This window comes from Streptomyces sp. NPDC003327 (assembly GCF_053589515.1).
On record NZ_JBSFSA010000010.1, the window covers coordinates 1 to 14,540 of the forward strand.

Consider the following 14,540-nt stretch of genomic DNA (forward strand, 5'->3'; position numbering starts at 1 on the left):
GCCCGCCGTCTGCGGGGGGCCGCGCCCGCGGGGGGGTCGCGGGGCCCCGCCGGCGCCCCCCCCCGCCGCGGCCCGGGCCGGTCGGCGGGGACCCCCGAGGCCCGAGGGGCCCGGCCGACGGCGGCGCATAGCATGTGGCTGATCTTCCACGGCCCCGACGCGGCCGTGGCGAACCGGAGAACGGGAGCGACCACATGGACCTCGGCGTGCGCTGGACCCTGCACGGCGACGGGAGGACACCCGCTCCGGGAGCCGTCGTCCGCCCGGACGAACGGCTCTCCTGGCCGCGTACGGCCGGACTCGGCGCCCAGCACGTCGTCGCGATGTTCGGGGCGTCGTTCGTCGCCCCGGTCCTCATGGGTCTCGACCCGAACCTGGCGATCATGATGTCCGGCGTCGCCACCGCGATCTTCCTGCTCGCGACCCGCGGAACGGTGCCGTCCTACCTCGGCTGCTCGCTCTCGTTCGTCGGCGTCGCCGCCGCCATCCGGGCCTCCGGCGGCAGCAGCGCCACCGTGACCGGCGCCGTCCTCGTCGTCGGCGCCGCCCTCTTCCTCGTCGGCCTCGCGGTGCGCCGGTTCGGCGCGCGGATCATCCACGCCGCGATGCCGCCGATCGTGACCGGCGCCGTCGTCATGCTGATCGGCTTCAACCTCGCCCCGGTCACCGCCGCCACCTACTGGCCGCAGGACCAGTGGACGGCGCTCCTGGTGATGCTCTTCACCGGCCTCGCGGTGGTCTGTCTGCGCGGCTTCTGGTCCCGCATCGCGATCTTCCTCGGTCTGGTCTTCGGCTACGCGCTCTCCTGGGTCCTCGACCTGGTCTTCGGCAGGATCCACTCGATGTCCCCGAGCGGCCAGGTCACCGACCACTGGCGGCTCGACCTCTCGGGCGTCGCCAAGGCCGACTGGATCGGCCTGCCCTCCTTCCACGGCCCGAGCTTCGAGTGGTCCGCGATCCTCGTCGCCCTGCCCGTCGTCATCGCGCTGGTCGCGGAGAACGCCGGGCACGTCAAGGCCGTCGGGGAGATGACCGGCGACCCGCTCGACGACAAGCTGGGCACCGCGATCGCCGCCGACGGCGCCGCCTCGATGCTGTCGACCGCGGTCGGCGGCCCGCCGAACACCACGTACTCCGAGAACATCGGCGTCATGGCCGCGACCCGGGTCTACTCGACCGCCGCCTACTGGGCCGCCGCCGGCTTCGCGCTGCTCTTCGGCCTCTGCCCGAAGTTCGGCGCGGTCGTCGCCGCCATCCCGGGCGGTGTCCTCGGCGGCATCACCGTGATCCTCTACGGCATGATCGGCCTGCTCGGCGCCCAGATCTGGATCAACGCCGAGGTCGACCTGCGCAACCCGCTCAACCTCGTCCCGGCCGCCGCCGGCATCATCATCGGCGTCGGCGGCGTGAAGCTCACCTTCACCGACACCTTCGAGCTCGGCGGGATCGCGCTCGGCACGATCGTCGTCATCACCGGCTACCACGTGCTGCGCGCCTTCGCCCCGGCGCACCTCAAGACGCAGGAGCCCCTCCTGGACTCCGGCACCAGCTCGTACGAGACGGGCGGGGACGGCGCGTCGAAGAACTGAGGGATTCGCCCGTTCTGGGGAAGCGGGGCCCGGGGAGTTCCCTCCCGGGCCCGGCGACTGCGAACCTGCACCCATGGCGCAGACCCAGCGGACCGGCGAGCGGATCGGGCAGTTCATGGCGGTCGACCCCGTGGTCGACCGGATGCGGAACCTCCGCTCGGCCTGGCATCCGGCCGACGGGGTCGCCGTCTTCAACCGGGTCTACCTGACCGTCACCGAGGAGATCGGCCACGCCATCGAGGCGGGCACCTTCACCGACCGGAGGGCCGCCGCCACCCTCGACGTACGGTTCGCCGAGCGCTACCTCGCGGCGGTCGACGCGCTCGCCGCCGGCGTTCCCGCGCCCGCCTGCTGGCGGCCCCTCTTCCACTACCGGCGCCATCCCGGCGTACGGCCGCTGCAGTTCGCGCTCGCCGGGATCAACGCGCACATCGGCCACGACCTGGCGCTCGCCGTCGTCGACACCTGCCGGGACCTGGAGTGCTCCCCCGCCGAGCTGGAGGACGAGTTCGACCGGGTCGGGGACATCCTGGTCCTCCTGGAGGAGCGCATCCGCGAGGAGCTGATGCCGGGCCCTGACCTCCTGGAGATCGCGGACCCGCTGACGCACCTGCTCGGCAGCTGGAGCCTCGACCGCGCCCGCGACGGGGCCTGGCTCGCCGCGCGCTCCCTCTGGGGGCTGCGCGCACTGCCCGAGCTGGCCACGGAGTTCACCGAACGCCTGGACCGCTCGGTGGGCCTGGTGGGGCGGATGCTGCTCACGCCGCTCACCAGGCCCTGACCCCCGCGGAGGGTCAGTCCTCCGGCAGCTCGACCGGCGCGATCTCGTCGTAGACGTCGCCCGGACCCGGGTTGGTGGCGTCGGTCTCGCCGCCGAAGTGGTGCATCACGCCCCACACCGCGTTGAGCGCCGTCTGCACCGCGCCCTCGGCCCAGCCGGCCGTCCAGGAGATGTCGTCGCCCGCCAGGAAGATGCCCCGCTTGTCCTCGGGCAGCCGGTCCTGCATGAAGTGCGTGAACAGGCGGCGCTGGTAGCGGTAGTGGCCCGGCAGGTTGGCCTTGAAGGCGCCCATGAAGTAGGGCTCGTTCTCCCAGGAGACCGTCACCGGGTTGCCGATGATGTGCTTCCGGATGTCGACGTTCGGGTAGATCTCGCCGAGCGACTTCAGCATGACCTCCATCCGCTCGCTCGCGGAGAGCGGCAGCCACTTCAGGCTGTCGTCGCACCACGTGTACGAGAGGCAGATGACGGCCGGCTTGTCCGGGCCCTCGTCGAGGAGGTAGGTGCCGCGGGTCATCCGGTCGGTGAGCGTCATCGACATGACGTCACGGCCGGTCTCCTCGTCCTTGTCCAGCCAGAACGGCCGGTCCACCGGCACGAAGAGCTTCGAGGACTCCATGTAGTGGGTGCGCTCGATGGCCGTCCAGTGGTCGATCGGGAAGAGCGTGTCGTCGCAGGCGATCTTGGAGAGCAGCATCCACGACTGGGCGGTGAAGATCGCCGCGGGGTACGTGCGGATGTCGCCGGACGCGTCGGTGACGGTGATCCGGTTGCCCGCGGTGCGGTTCAGCCGGGTCACGGCCGGCTTCGGCTGCCCGCCCTCGTGCAGGGTCTGGAGGGAGGTGCCCTGCGCCCAGTGGACGATCTTCTCCGGCTCGCGCTCCCACAGGCGCAGCGGCAGCTGCTGGGAGCCGCCGACGATGCCGCGGTGGTGGTCGTCGGCCTCGGTGTAGACGACGCGGAGGATCTCCAGGATGGAGTTGGGGAAGTCGGTGTCCCAGCCGCCGGTGCCGAAGCCGACCTGGCCGAAGATCTCGCGGTGGCGGAAGGACTTGAAGGCCTCGGAGTCGCAGAGGAAGCCGTAGAAGGTCTGGTTGTCGAGCTTCTCGACGAGCTTCGCCCAGATCTCGCGGATGCGCGGGACGTCCCGCTCGCGCATCGCGCGGTTCATGTCGGAGAAGTCGGCGCCCTCGTCGAGGCACTTGTTCCAGGCCTCGGCGACGTCGCGGTAGACCTGGGGCAGGTCGGCGATGGTCTCCGCGTAGTGGGACTCGCCCTTGAGGTCGACGACGGTCGACGGCGTGGACTCGGCCAGCGGGTTCGGGAACGGCTTGGTCTCCAGGCCCACCAGGTCGATGTAGTGCTGGAGGGCGGTCGAGGAGGGCGGGAAGCGCATGGCGCCCATCTCCGCGGTCAGCCCCTCGGTCTCCGGGCCCTCGAAGCCGACGGTGCGCAGCCGGCCGCCGATCTGGTCGGCCTCGTAGACGACGGGCTTGAGGCCCATCTTCATCAGCTCGTACGCGGCGATGATGCCGGACAGGCCGCCGCCGATGACCGCGACCTCGGTGCCGTGCTCGGTGGCCGGTATCTGGCCGAGGCCGGCCGGGTGGGCCAGGAAGTCGTCGTAGGCGTACGGGAAGTCCGGACCGAACATGGTGATCGGCGGCTGCGCGTCGGTGTGCTGGACGGCGGTGGGCACCGTGGACGTCATGGGGTACGGACTCCTTGCACGGAAAAGCGGAACGGGGAGGTTCGGGGAGGGGGACGGCTCAGACGAGGGAGCCGTAGAGGCCGGGGCGCCGGTCGCGGAGGTAGGGGTTCTCCTTGCGCGAGGCGGCCAGGACCGCGGGGTCGACCTCGCCGACGACGAGGTCCTCGCCCCGTCCGGCGCGGGCGCGGGCGGTGCCGTCGGGCGCGGCGAGCGTCGAGAGGCCGACGAACTCGAAGCCGCCCTCGGGCCCGGTCCGGTTGGCGTACGCGATGTACAGCTGGTTCTCGAAGGCGCGGACGGGCACGACGGACAGCGGCACGATCTCGGCGGGGTGCATGAGCGCCGTCGGTACGAGGAGGAGGTCCGTACCGGCCAGCGCGTGCGCCCGGACGTTCTCAGGGAACTCGACGTCGTAGCAGATCATCAGGCCGACGGTGAGACCGTCGAGCTCGGTCTGGACGACGGCCAGGTCGCCGGGGGTGAACCACTTCAGCTCGAAGTCGCCGAAGAGGTGGGTCTTGCGGTACCGGAGCAGCGGCTCGCCGTCGGCGCCGATGAGCTGGGCGGCGTTGTAGAGGACGCCGTGGCGCTCGGTGTCGCGCTCCGGGTAGCCGTAACCGATGGCCAGGCCGTGGCGTACGGCGATGGCGGCGACGGCGCGCGCGGAGGGGCCGTCGGCGGGCTCGGCCAGTCGGGCGAGGTCCGCGCCGATGGCGTAGCCGGTGAGGAACAGCTCGGGGGCGAGCAGCACCCGGGCGCCGGCCTCGGCGGCGCGGGCGGCGGCCTCGTCGAGGATCTTGAGGTTGGCGGCCACGTCACCGAGCTCACCGGAGCTCTGGAGCAGGGCGGTGCGCAGCGCGGGCATCGGCGGTCCTCGGAGGTCGGAGGGGAGGGGGAAGACGTCAAAAACGGTACGGTTTCGCACTCTGCCGGGACAAGGCTGGAGCGTTGCGGACCGACCGTCGAACCGTTGCGCGCTCGTCGGGCAGGGCGGCGATTTGTTGCGTACGGCTCCGCCCGGGGCGCGGATGCCCCCGCGACGGGTCCTGAGGCGTGGCGCTCGGGGCGGGGGCCGCGGGGCTCGGGGCGCGGGGCTCGGGGCGGCGGCCGCGGGCGAATGGGCTACGCGGGCGAGCCGGAGGAGAAGCGCCGCAGCAGCGGCGAGAGCACCAGGACGGACTTGGTGCGCTCCACGAAGGGCTCGCCCGCGATGCGCTCCAGGACGCGCTCGAAGTGGCGCATGTCGGAGGCGAAGACCTGGACGACGGCGTCCGCGTCGCCAGTGACGGTCGACGCGGACACCACCTCGGGGTACCGCTCGAGACCGCGCCGGATGTCGTCCGGCGAGGTGTTGTGGCGGCAGTAGATCTCGACGAACCCCTCGGTCTCCCAGCCGAGCGCGGCCGGGTCCACCCTGACGGTGAACCCGGTGATCGCGCCCTCGGCCCGGAGCCGGTCCACGCGCCGTTTGACGGCGGGCGCGGAGAGTCCGACGAGCGAGCCGATGTCGGCGTAGCTGCGGCGGGCGTCTTCCGCGAGGGCGTGGACGATGCGTTCGTCGAGGTCGTTGAGTCGCACTACGGGTGGATCACTTCTGTTCGGAAGCCAGTCGGGAGCGGCGCATGCCGTACAGGAAGTAGAACACGAGCCCGGCGGCCATCCAGCAACCGAAGACCACCCAGGTGACGGTGTCCAGGCTGAACATGTTGTAGACGCAGAAGCCGAAGCCGAGGACCGGGAAGACCGGGCCGAGGGCCACCTTGAAGGTGCGCGGCATGTCGGGGCGCGTGCGGCGCAGCACGAGGACCGCGATGTTGACCAGGGCGAAGGCGAACAGCGTGCCGATGCTGGTGGCGTCGACGAGCTTGCCGAGCGGGATCACCGAGGCGAGGGCGCCGCAGAAGAGCGCGACGATGACCGTGTTGACGCGCGGGGTGCCGGTCTTGCCGCTGACCTTGGCGAAGACCTTGGGGACGAGGCCGTCGCGGGACATCGCGAAGAGGACGCGGGTCTGGCCGTAGAGGACGGTCAGGACGACGCTGGCGATGGAGATGACGGCGCCGAGGGCGAGCAGGGTGCCCCAGAAGGTCTGGCCGCTGACGTCGTTCATGATCGCGGCGAGGCTGGCCTCGGAGCCCTCGAAGTCCTTCCAGTTCCAGGCGCCGACGGCGACGGCGGCGACGAGGACGTAGAGGACGGTGACGATCAGCAGGGAGAGCATGATCGCGCGGGGCAGGTCGCGCTTCGGGTCCTTGGCCTCCTCACCGGCGGTGGAGGCGGCGTCGAAGCCGATGTACGAGAAGAAGAGGCTGGCGCCGGCGGCGCTGACGCCCGCCATGCCGAGCGGCATGAAGTCCTTGTAGTTGCCGGACTTGAAGCCCATGAAGCCGATGGCGCAGAAGAGCACGAGCGCGGCGATCTTCACGAACACCATGATCGTGTTGACGAGCGCGGACTCGCGGGCGCCGCCGAGCAGGAACACCATCGCGAGCAGCACCACGATCAGACCGGGCAGGTTGATCACGCCGCCCTCGCCCGGGGCGGAGGAGAGCACCGCGGGGATGGTGACGCCGATGGTTCCGTCGAGCAGCTCGTTCAGGTACTCGCCCCAGCCGACGGCCACGGCCGCGACGGAGACGCCGTACTCGAGGACGAGGCACCAGCCGCAGACCCAGGCGACGAGTTCACCCATCGTTGCGTACGCGTACGAGTAGGAGGAGCCGGCGACCGGTATGGAGCCGGCCAGCTCCGCGTAGGACAGGGCGGAGAACAGCGCCGTGAGCCCGGCGATGACGAAGGCGATCGTGACGGCGGGGCCGGCCTTCGGGACGGCGTCGCCGAGCACCACGAAAATGCCGGTGCCGAGCGTGGCGCCGATGCTGATCATGGTCAGCTGCCACATCGAGAGCGAGCGACGGAGGTTGCCGCCCTCACCCTGTCCACCCTCCGCGACCAGGCGTTCCACCGGCTTGCGGCGGGTGAGGGCGCTGAGAGCGGAGGTCTTGCGGGGGGTCGTGTCGTCGACCGGCGGGGCTGCGCCGTGGTCCAGCACTGCGGAGGCTCCTTATCGCTGCCTGTAGATGCGAGGACGACCGCGGCGGTACGGAGGCACGACACGTCGAGCCCACGGGGGAAGGGGAACCGCCGAGCAGGCGGTCGCCGCCACTCCTGGTACGAGGGTTCACCCTAGGTCCTTGGCGTTCGCATCCGTAATGCAGGGTTGTTGCGCAGTGCCGGATGATCATTGCGCGCTTCCGACCCGGACGGGGAAACATTGCGCGCCCCCGCATGAATCGACACATCGGGGTGTGAACCGGGGCGCGCACGCGTATGGACTCCTCATGGCCCTTGAACCTCGCTTCGAGCCCCTGACGACCCCGCGAGCGGAGGACCGGGCGGGCTGGCTCGACCCGGCGCCGTTCCTGCGCGGCACGGCCTGGCTGGACGGCACGCGAGCGGTGCGGGCGGACCCCGCGGACCTGGAGCGGCTGCCCCGGGACATCGCCGCGCGGGCCGCGCTGCCCATCGGCGTACGGATCGAGTTCGCGGCCGCGCCCGGCACGCGGGCGGTGCGGCTGCGCTACCGCGCGGCCGTCCCCGGACCGGACGACCCCTGGCACGGGCTGCGCCACTGCTTCGCCCTCTGGTGCGGGACGCGGCTCGTCGGCGAGACCTGCGTGGCCCCGGCGGCGGAGGCCACCGTGACCCTCCCGCTGCCGCCGCTGCCCCCGGAGGGCGCCGTCTTCAGCGTCCACCTCCCTGAGGGCCAGGAGCCCGTCCCGCTCGCCCTGCGAGCCGTGGGCGGCTCCCTCTCCCCCGCCCCGCCGCGGCCGCGCTGGCTGGTCCACGGCGACTCGATCACCGAGGGCTGGTGGTCGACCCGCCCGGCGCACTCCTGGCCCGCGACGGCGGGGCGGCTGCTCGACGTCGATGCGGTGAACCTGGGGTACGCGGGCGGCGCCAGGGGCGAGCTGCCCCTCGCCGAGCACCTGGCGCGGCTCCCGGGGGACCTGATCACCCTGGCCTTCGGCACCAACTGCTGGTCCCGCGTGCCGGCGACGGCGGACTGGCTGTACGCCACCGTGCGGGCCTTCGTCGGGCTCGTCCGCCGCGGCCATCCCCGGACCCCGCTGCTGGTCGTCTCGCCGGTGCTGCGCCCGGAGGCCGAGCACTCCCGCAACGCGCTCGGGGCCACCCTCACGGAGCTGCGCCGCGCGATGGAACGGGCGGCCCGCGACCTGGCGGCCGAGGGCGATCCCCACCTGCTCCTCCTGCCGGGCCGCCCCCTGCTCGCCGCCGAGCACCTGGCGGACGGCCTCCACCCGAACGACACGGGCCACGCCCGGATCGCCGCCGCGGTGGCGGAGGCCCTGCGCCCGTACGTCCCCACGGGCGCCCCGGGGCCCTGAGCGGGCCTCTGGGGCGGGTACGACGTGGGCCCCCGGGACGGGTGTCCCGGGGGCCCGACGGTCGCTGTGCGGGTCAGCTCCAGCTGGCGTGCAGCGGCTTGCCCTCCGCGTAGCCCGCGGCGGACTGGATGCCGACGACGGCCTTCTCCTCGAACTCGGCGAGCGAGCCCGCGCCGGCGTAGGTGCAGGAGGAGCGGACGCCCGCGATGATCGAGTCGATCAGGTCCTCGACGCCCGGGCGGGCCGGGTCGAGGAACATGCGCGAGGTGGAGATGCCCTCCTCGAACAGCGCCTTGCGGGCGCGGTCGTAGGCGGACTCGTCCGAGGTCCGGTTCCGGACGGCGCGGGCCGAGGCCATGCCGAAGGACTCCTTGTACGCGCGGCCCTTGGCGTCGTGCTGGAGGTCGCCGGGGGACTCGTACGTACCGGCGAACCAGGAGCCGATCATGACGTTGGACGCGCCGGCGGCGAGCGCCATGGCGACGTCGCGCGGGTGACGGACGCCGCCGTCGGCCCAGACGTGCTTGCCGTACTTCTTCGCCTCGGCGGCGCACTCCAGGACGGCCGAGAACTGCGGGCGGCCGACGCCGGTCATCATGCGGGTGGTGCACATGGCGCCGGGGCCGACGCCGACCTTGATGATGTCGGCGCCCGCGTCGATCAGGTCCTTGACGCCCTCGGCGGCGACGATGTTGCCCGCGACGATCGGGACCTGCGGGTCGAGCGCCCGGACGGTGCGGATGGCGGAGATCATCGACTCCTGGTGACCGTGCGCGGTGTCGATGACGAGCGTGTCCACGCCCGCGTCGAGCAGCTGCTTGGCCTTGCCCGCCACGTCGCCGTTGATGCCGACGGCGGCGGCGATGCGCAGCTTGCCGTCCTTGTCGACGGCCGGGCTGTAGAGGGTCGCGCGCAGGGCGCCCTTGCGGGTGAGGATGCCGACGAGCTTGCCCTCCGCGTCCACGGCGGGGGCGTAGCGGCGGTTGGCGGCGTCCAGGGTGTGGAACGCCTCGCGCGGGTCGATGTCGGCGTCCAGGAGCAGCAGGTCCTTGGACATGACCTCGGAGAGCTGCGTGAAGCGGTCGACGCCGGAGAGGTCGGCGTCGGTGACGACGCCGACCGGGCGGCGGTTCTCGTCGACGACGACACCGGCGTCGTGGGCGCGCTTGGGCAGCAGCGAGAGCGCGTCGGCGACGGTCTGGTGGGGTTCGAGGACGATCGGGGTGTCGAGCACGTGGTGACGGCTCTTGACCCAGCCGATGACGTCGGTGACGACCTCGATCGGGATGTCCTGGGGGATGACGACCAGGCCGCCGCGGCGGGCGACGGTCTCGGCCATGCGGCGGCCGGCGATGGCGGTCATGTTGGCGACGACCAGCGGGATCGTCGTACCGGTTCCGTCCGGCGAGGAGAGGTCCACGGCCTGGCGGGAACCGACGGCCGAGCGGCTCGGCACCATGAACACATCGTCGTACGTGAGGTCGTACGGCGGCTTGACGTCATTGAGGAAACGCACGTGCTGACATCCCAGTCGTTCGGATCGGCCCCTAGGCATTTCAGCCAGGGGAAAAAGCACGTAGTTCATTCTCCCACGCCGGGCGCGGGGGACGCTGTGGGCGGATCGTCCGAGCCTTGCGGGGAGGTGCCTGGCAGATCCTCCAAGTGGCCGAGCGCCAGGAGGACAGCGAGGCCCTCGGCGCTGGCGCGGACCGCCGCGGAGAACACCTCCTCGGCGGTCGCCCACTCGTCCGGGCGGGCCTCGGCATAAGCCTGCCACCCCGTCACCACGATCGCCATGGGTTCGCGCATGTCCGCGAGGGAGTCGGCGAGGGCGTCCCAGTTGCGGCCGAACCAGACGGGCAGCGGGAGGGCGCGGACGCAGCGGTTCATGAAGGCGGTCTTCTCGGTGACCCCGTGCAGGTCGAGGAGCACGGGGCGGGACAGGTCGGGGGCCCCGTGGCCCGCGCGGTGGGCCGGGTTCATGGACCGACCACCTCCCGGAAGCTCTGGTAGTGGTCGTCGGTGTAGTACGTCTCCCCGCCCCGGCCGGTGACGATGCGCCGGGCGCCGCGGTCGCGTTCGCCGGGGGTGCGGACGGTGTACTCGCGGTAGTGGCCGCGCGGCCGTCGCGGCAGGAGCCGCTCGACGTTGCCGAACACGGCGCCGTCCCTGGCGTACGGGAAGGGCCCGCCGCGCACGATGCGTGCGAGGGTCTCGCGGGCCTCGGGCGGCAGGTCCGCGACGCGGACGACCGGCAGGGTGGAGGCCCGGCTCGTCGCCGCCGGGGAGGAGGCGGCGGAGGTGGCGGTGGTCGCGGCGCGCGGCGGTCCCGGGTCGGTCCCGCCGTCCGCGCACCCGGTGAGGAGGAGCGAGACTCCGGCGAACAGCGCGAGCGCGAGCCGCGCGCCCTTGAGGATCATGGGCCCGATGCTGCCACCGTGCCCGCGGCGGCGCGGTCCGGCCACGCCGCCGCGCCGCCCCGGAATCAGCACCGCCCCGGGACCGGCGCCGCTACGAGGTCCACGCCACCACGGGACCGCCGCCCCAGGGCCGCCGCGCCGGGACCGGCGCCGCTACGGGCTCAGCGGCCGTCCGGGTCCGTGCGGTCCAGGGCCGGCCGGATGCCCGGGCTGAACTCGGTGAGGAGGAAGTCGGCGGCCGAGCGGTCGGTGACCAGGCTGGTGACGAGGCCGGAGCGGAGCACCGCGCCGATCGCGGCCGCCTTGCGCTGGCCGCCCGCGATGGCGACGACCTCGGGGATGCGGCGCAGCCGGTCCGCCTCGACAGTGATGCAGCGCTCGCCGAGGTCGCGGCCGACCCGGCGCCCCTCGGCGTCGAAGAGGTGCGCGGACATCTCGGCGGCGACGCCGAGGGAGGCGTAGTGGGCGCGCTCCTCGTCGGAGAGCATGTCGTGCACGGTCGAGATGCCGGGCTCCCAGGAGCCGATGGAGACGCAGGCGACCGTCACCTTGTCGAAGTACTCGAAGGCCCGCGCGATGCCCGTCTGGCTGCGCAGCGCCGCCGCGGTGGCCGGGTCGGGCAGCAGCATCGGCGCGTAGATGGGGTGGGCCTCGCCGCCGGAGACCTGGGCGGCGCGCCGGACGGCCTCGACGGAGCCGCGCTCGGCGGTGCCGGCGTCGTACACGCCGGTGAGCTGCACGACCGTGCAGGGCGGCAGCCGGTCGAGGGCCGCCGCCATGTGGATGGTGGAGCGGCCCCAGGCGAGGCCGAGGACGTCTCCCTCCGTGACCAGCTCGCCGAGGAGATCGGCCGCGACCTCGCCGAGGTTCTCCGGGTCGGGCGACTCCTCGTCGCCCTCCGCCGGGGACTCGACGACGACCGCGTGGCGGAGCCCGTAGCGGGCGCGGAGCGCGTCGGAGCGCTCGGCGTCCAGCTCGGCCGGTACGCGGATCTCGATGCGCACGAGGTCGCGCTCCAGGGCGGTCTCCAGGACCCGGGCCACCTTGAAGCGGCTCACGCCGAACTCCTCGGCGATCTGGATCTTGGACTTGCCCTCCAGGTAGAAGCGGCGGGCCATGGCCGCCGCCTGCACCAGCTCCGCGGGGCCCATCCGCAGGGCTGACCGTCCCGCCGACATTCCCGCCACCGCGCTCTCCTCACTGCTGTTCACGTACCGCTGTCCAGGTACCGGGGGCCGGTACCGATGTCGTTCACCCTCTGGACCCGCCGTCTCATCCTGTCAGATCCGGCGCGCCTTGATCAGTCCTGTCGGCGGCCCGACGGACCGCGTTCATCCACCGGAGGCTCAGTGTCCACATGCCCACGCGGCGGTGGCCGTGGCGGCCTCCGCGCGGGTCCGGAGCGAGGCGACGGCGGCGGCCGGGTCGGCCGCCCCGTACACGGCCGAACCGGCCACGAAGACGTCCGCGCCGGCCTCCGCGCACCGCTCGATGGTGGACTCGGCGACGCCGCCGTCGACCTGGAGCCACAGTTCGAGGCCGTGCTTGGAGATCAGCTCACGGGTGCGGCGGATCTTGGGGAGCATGATGTCGAGGAAGGCCTGGCCGCCGAAGCCGGGCTCGACCGTCATGATCAGCAGCATGTCGAGCTCGGGGAGCAGGTCCTCGTACGGCTCGATGGGCGTGGCCGGCTTGAGCGCCATCGACGCCCGGGCGCCCCTGGCGCGGATCTCGCGCGCCAGCCGGACGGGGGCGGCGGCGGCCTCGACGTGGAAGGTGACGGAACCCGCGCCCGCCTCCACGTACTGCGGCGCCCAGCGGTCGGGGTCCTCGATCATGAGGTGGCAGTCGAGCGGCGTGTCCGTGGCCCGGCTCAGGGACTCCACGATCGGCACGCCCAGCGTCAGGTTGGGCACGAAGTGGTTGTCCATGACATCGACGTGCAGCCAGTCGGCACCCTCGACGGCCTTCGCCTCATCGGCGAGACGGGCGAAGTCTGCGGACAGGATGCTGGGGTTGATCTGCGCCATGTGCCAAGCCTCCCACGTTCTTGGGTACTTCTTTGCCGCCGAGCGGTTTCGGGCCCGGTCCGGACCTTTTTCGGTACGAAGCGACGAGTGCGGGACCGGTACGGACCGGGATATTCCGGCCGCCGGTCCCGCCTCGGGGGCACCGCGCCTCAGGCGGTGCGGCGGATCAGCGCGAGGTACATGGCGTCCGTGCCGTGCAGGTGCGGCCACAGCTGGACGTCCGGGCCGTCGCCGAGCGCGGGCACGCCCGGCATCAGGGGCCGGGCGTCGATCAGCTCGGCGCCGCCGACCTTCTTCAGGACGTCGTCCACGACGACCCGGGTCTCGGCGAGGTGCGGCGAGCAGGTCGCGTAGCCGACGACCCCGCCGACGCGGACGGCCCGCAGCGCCTCGGTGAGGAGCCCGCGCTGGAGCGGCGCGAAGCCGTCCAGGTCCTCGGGGCGGCGGCGCCAGCGGGCCTCGGGACGGCGGCGCAGGGCGCCGAGCCCCGAGCAGGGCACGTCCATCAGGACCCGGTCGAAGGTGCCGGGGCGCCACGGCGGGCGGGTGCCGTCGGCGGCGATGACCCGGTACGGGCCGGGGTTGCCGGCGAGGGCGCGCTCGACGAGCCGGGCGCGGTGCGGCTGCTTCTCGGAGGCGAGCAGGAAGGCCCCGCGCTCGGCGGCGAGCGCGCCGAGCAGGGCGGCCTTGCCGCCGGGGCCGGCGCAGCCGTCGAGCCAGCGGGCGTCCGGTCCGTCGAGCGGCGCGTCGGCGAGGGCGATCGCGACCAGCTGGCTGCCCTCGTCCTGGACGCCGGCCCTGCCCTCCTTCACGGCCTCGATGGCGCCCGGCTCGCCGCCCTCGGTCATCCGGACCGCGTACGGCGACCAGCGTCCCGCGACCGTGTCGTCGCCGAGGAGTTCCTCGGTGGAGGCGCGTCCGGGGCGGGCGACGAGGGTGACCTCGGGCCGTTCGTTGTCCGCCTCCAGGAGGTCCTCGATGCCGGCCCGGCCGCCGCCGAGGGCGTCCCAGAGCGCCGAGACGACCCAGCGCGGGTGGGAGTGGACGACGGCGAGGTGGTCCTCGGCGTCCTGGTCGTACGGCGGGGCGACCTCCTCGATCCAGGCGTCGAGGTCCTGGTGCGCGATCTTCCGCAGCACCGCGTTCACGAACTTGGCCCGGCCGTCGCCGAGGACCACGCGGGCCAGGTCGACGCTGGCGGAGACGGCGGCGTGGGTCGGGATGCGGGTCCCGAGGAGCTGGTGCGCGCCGAGCGCCAGGACGTCGAGGACGGGCGGGTCGACCTCGCGCAGCGGCCGGTCGACGCAGGAGGCGATGATCGCGTCGTACGTGCCCTGCCGCCGCAGCGTCCCGTAGACGAGCTCGGTGGCGAGCGCCGCGTCCCGCCCGTCGAAGTCGCCCTTCTCCCGCGCCTTCCGCAGCAGCGGCGGCAGCACCAGGTTGGCGTAGGCGTCGCGCTCGTCCACCGCCCTCAGCGCCTCGAAGGCGAGCATCCGGACCGGGTCCTTCTGGGGCTTCCGGTAGGGCTTGGGGGGACGACGGCGTGCCTGCTCGCTCAAAGGTGCTCCGCGTGACGAATGAAGAGGGTCGTACCCCCTCA

Annotated in this window: 13 protein-coding genes; 3 read left to right on the plus strand and 10 right to left on the minus strand. The window is 72.8% G+C overall.

All coding sequences use genetic code 11. From position 1 onward, the window contains the following. The first annotated feature begins 194 nt into the window (after positions 1 to 194). Both ACWDVG_RS11685 and ACWDVG_RS11690 read left to right on the plus strand, forming a co-directional pair. Positions 195 to 1,589, plus strand: coding sequence for a uracil-xanthine permease family protein (locus ACWDVG_RS11685; protein WP_451698575.1), 1,395 nt, complete (start codon positions 195 to 197; stop codon positions 1,587 to 1,589). A gap of 73 nt (positions 1,590 to 1,662) precedes the next feature. Then, the gene (locus ACWDVG_RS11690; RefSeq protein ID WP_451698577.1) at positions 1,663 to 2,370 is read left to right on the plus strand and encodes a DUF5995 family protein; all 708 of its coding nucleotides are present in this window, start codon (positions 1,663 to 1,665) and stop codon (positions 2,368 to 2,370) included. Between the two features lie 13 nt (positions 2,371 to 2,383). Here ACWDVG_RS11690 and ACWDVG_RS11695 read toward each other — a convergent pair whose 3' ends face one another. The 4 genes from ACWDVG_RS11695 to ACWDVG_RS11710 all read right to left on the minus strand — a co-directional run bounded on the left by ACWDVG_RS11695 (position 2,384) and on the right by ACWDVG_RS11710 (position 7,133). After that, complete coding sequence (locus ACWDVG_RS11695; protein WP_451698579.1) at positions 2,384 to 4,081, minus strand: flavin monoamine oxidase family protein; 1,698 nt, start codon at positions 4,079 to 4,081, stop codon at positions 2,384 to 2,386. Positions 4,082 to 4,139: 58 nt separating this feature from the next. Beyond that, positions 4,140 to 4,946: a carbon-nitrogen hydrolase family protein gene (locus tag ACWDVG_RS11700; RefSeq protein WP_451698581.1), complete on the minus strand. Its 807-nt coding sequence runs from the start codon at positions 4,944 to 4,946 to the stop codon at positions 4,140 to 4,142. 257 nt (positions 4,947 to 5,203) lie between these two features. Further along, complete coding sequence (locus tag ACWDVG_RS11705; protein ID WP_015032260.1) at positions 5,204 to 5,659, minus strand: Lrp/AsnC family transcriptional regulator; 456 nt, start codon at positions 5,657 to 5,659, stop codon at positions 5,204 to 5,206. Between the two features lie 10 nt (positions 5,660 to 5,669). Further along, positions 5,670 to 7,133, minus strand: coding sequence for an amino acid permease (locus tag ACWDVG_RS11710; RefSeq protein ID WP_451698583.1), 1,464 nt, complete (start codon positions 7,131 to 7,133; stop codon positions 5,670 to 5,672). Positions 7,134 to 7,422: 289 nt separating this feature from the next. On the opposite strand from ACWDVG_RS11710, the gene ACWDVG_RS11715 reads away from it, so the two are divergent. Further along, a complete protein-coding gene (locus ACWDVG_RS11715; protein WP_451698584.1) occupies positions 7,423 to 8,490 on the plus strand; it encodes a GDSL-type esterase/lipase family protein in 1,068 nt (355 codons plus the stop codon). Between the two features lie 73 nt (positions 8,491 to 8,563). On the opposite strand, the gene ACWDVG_RS11720 is transcribed toward ACWDVG_RS11715, so the two are convergent. From ACWDVG_RS11720 to ACWDVG_RS11745, 6 genes are all read right to left on the minus strand, one after another. After that, entirely contained in the window at positions 8,564 to 10,006 is a 1,443-nt protein-coding gene (locus tag ACWDVG_RS11720) for a GuaB1 family IMP dehydrogenase-related protein (RefSeq protein WP_451698586.1), read from the minus strand. Positions 10,007 to 10,071: 65 nt separating this feature from the next. Further along, on the minus strand, positions 10,072 to 10,473 hold the full coding sequence (locus ACWDVG_RS11725; RefSeq protein WP_451698588.1) for a barstar family protein: 402 nt from the start codon (positions 10,471 to 10,473) through the stop codon (positions 10,072 to 10,074). After that, positions 10,470 to 10,910, minus strand: a complete 441-nt coding sequence (locus ACWDVG_RS11730) for a ribonuclease domain-containing protein (protein ID WP_451698590.1) — start codon at positions 10,908 to 10,910, stop codon at positions 10,470 to 10,472. The genes ACWDVG_RS11725 and ACWDVG_RS11730 overlap by 4 nt, the downstream gene beginning before the upstream one ends. 161 nt (positions 10,911 to 11,071) lie before the next feature. Beyond that, complete coding sequence (locus ACWDVG_RS11735; protein WP_451698592.1) at positions 11,072 to 12,121, minus strand: sugar-binding transcriptional regulator; 1,050 nt, start codon at positions 12,119 to 12,121, stop codon at positions 11,072 to 11,074. Positions 12,122 to 12,256: 135 nt separating this feature from the next. Continuing rightward, positions 12,257 to 12,940, minus strand: a complete 684-nt coding sequence (gene rpe / locus ACWDVG_RS11740; protein WP_451698594.1) for a ribulose-phosphate 3-epimerase — start codon at positions 12,938 to 12,940, stop codon at positions 12,257 to 12,259. Positions 12,941 to 13,089: 149 nt separating this feature from the next. Further along, on the minus strand, positions 13,090 to 14,499 hold the full coding sequence (locus ACWDVG_RS11745) for an RsmB/NOP family class I SAM-dependent RNA methyltransferase (protein WP_451698596.1): 1,410 nt from the start codon (positions 14,497 to 14,499) through the stop codon (positions 13,090 to 13,092). Positions 14,500 to 14,540 lie beyond the last annotated feature (41 nt).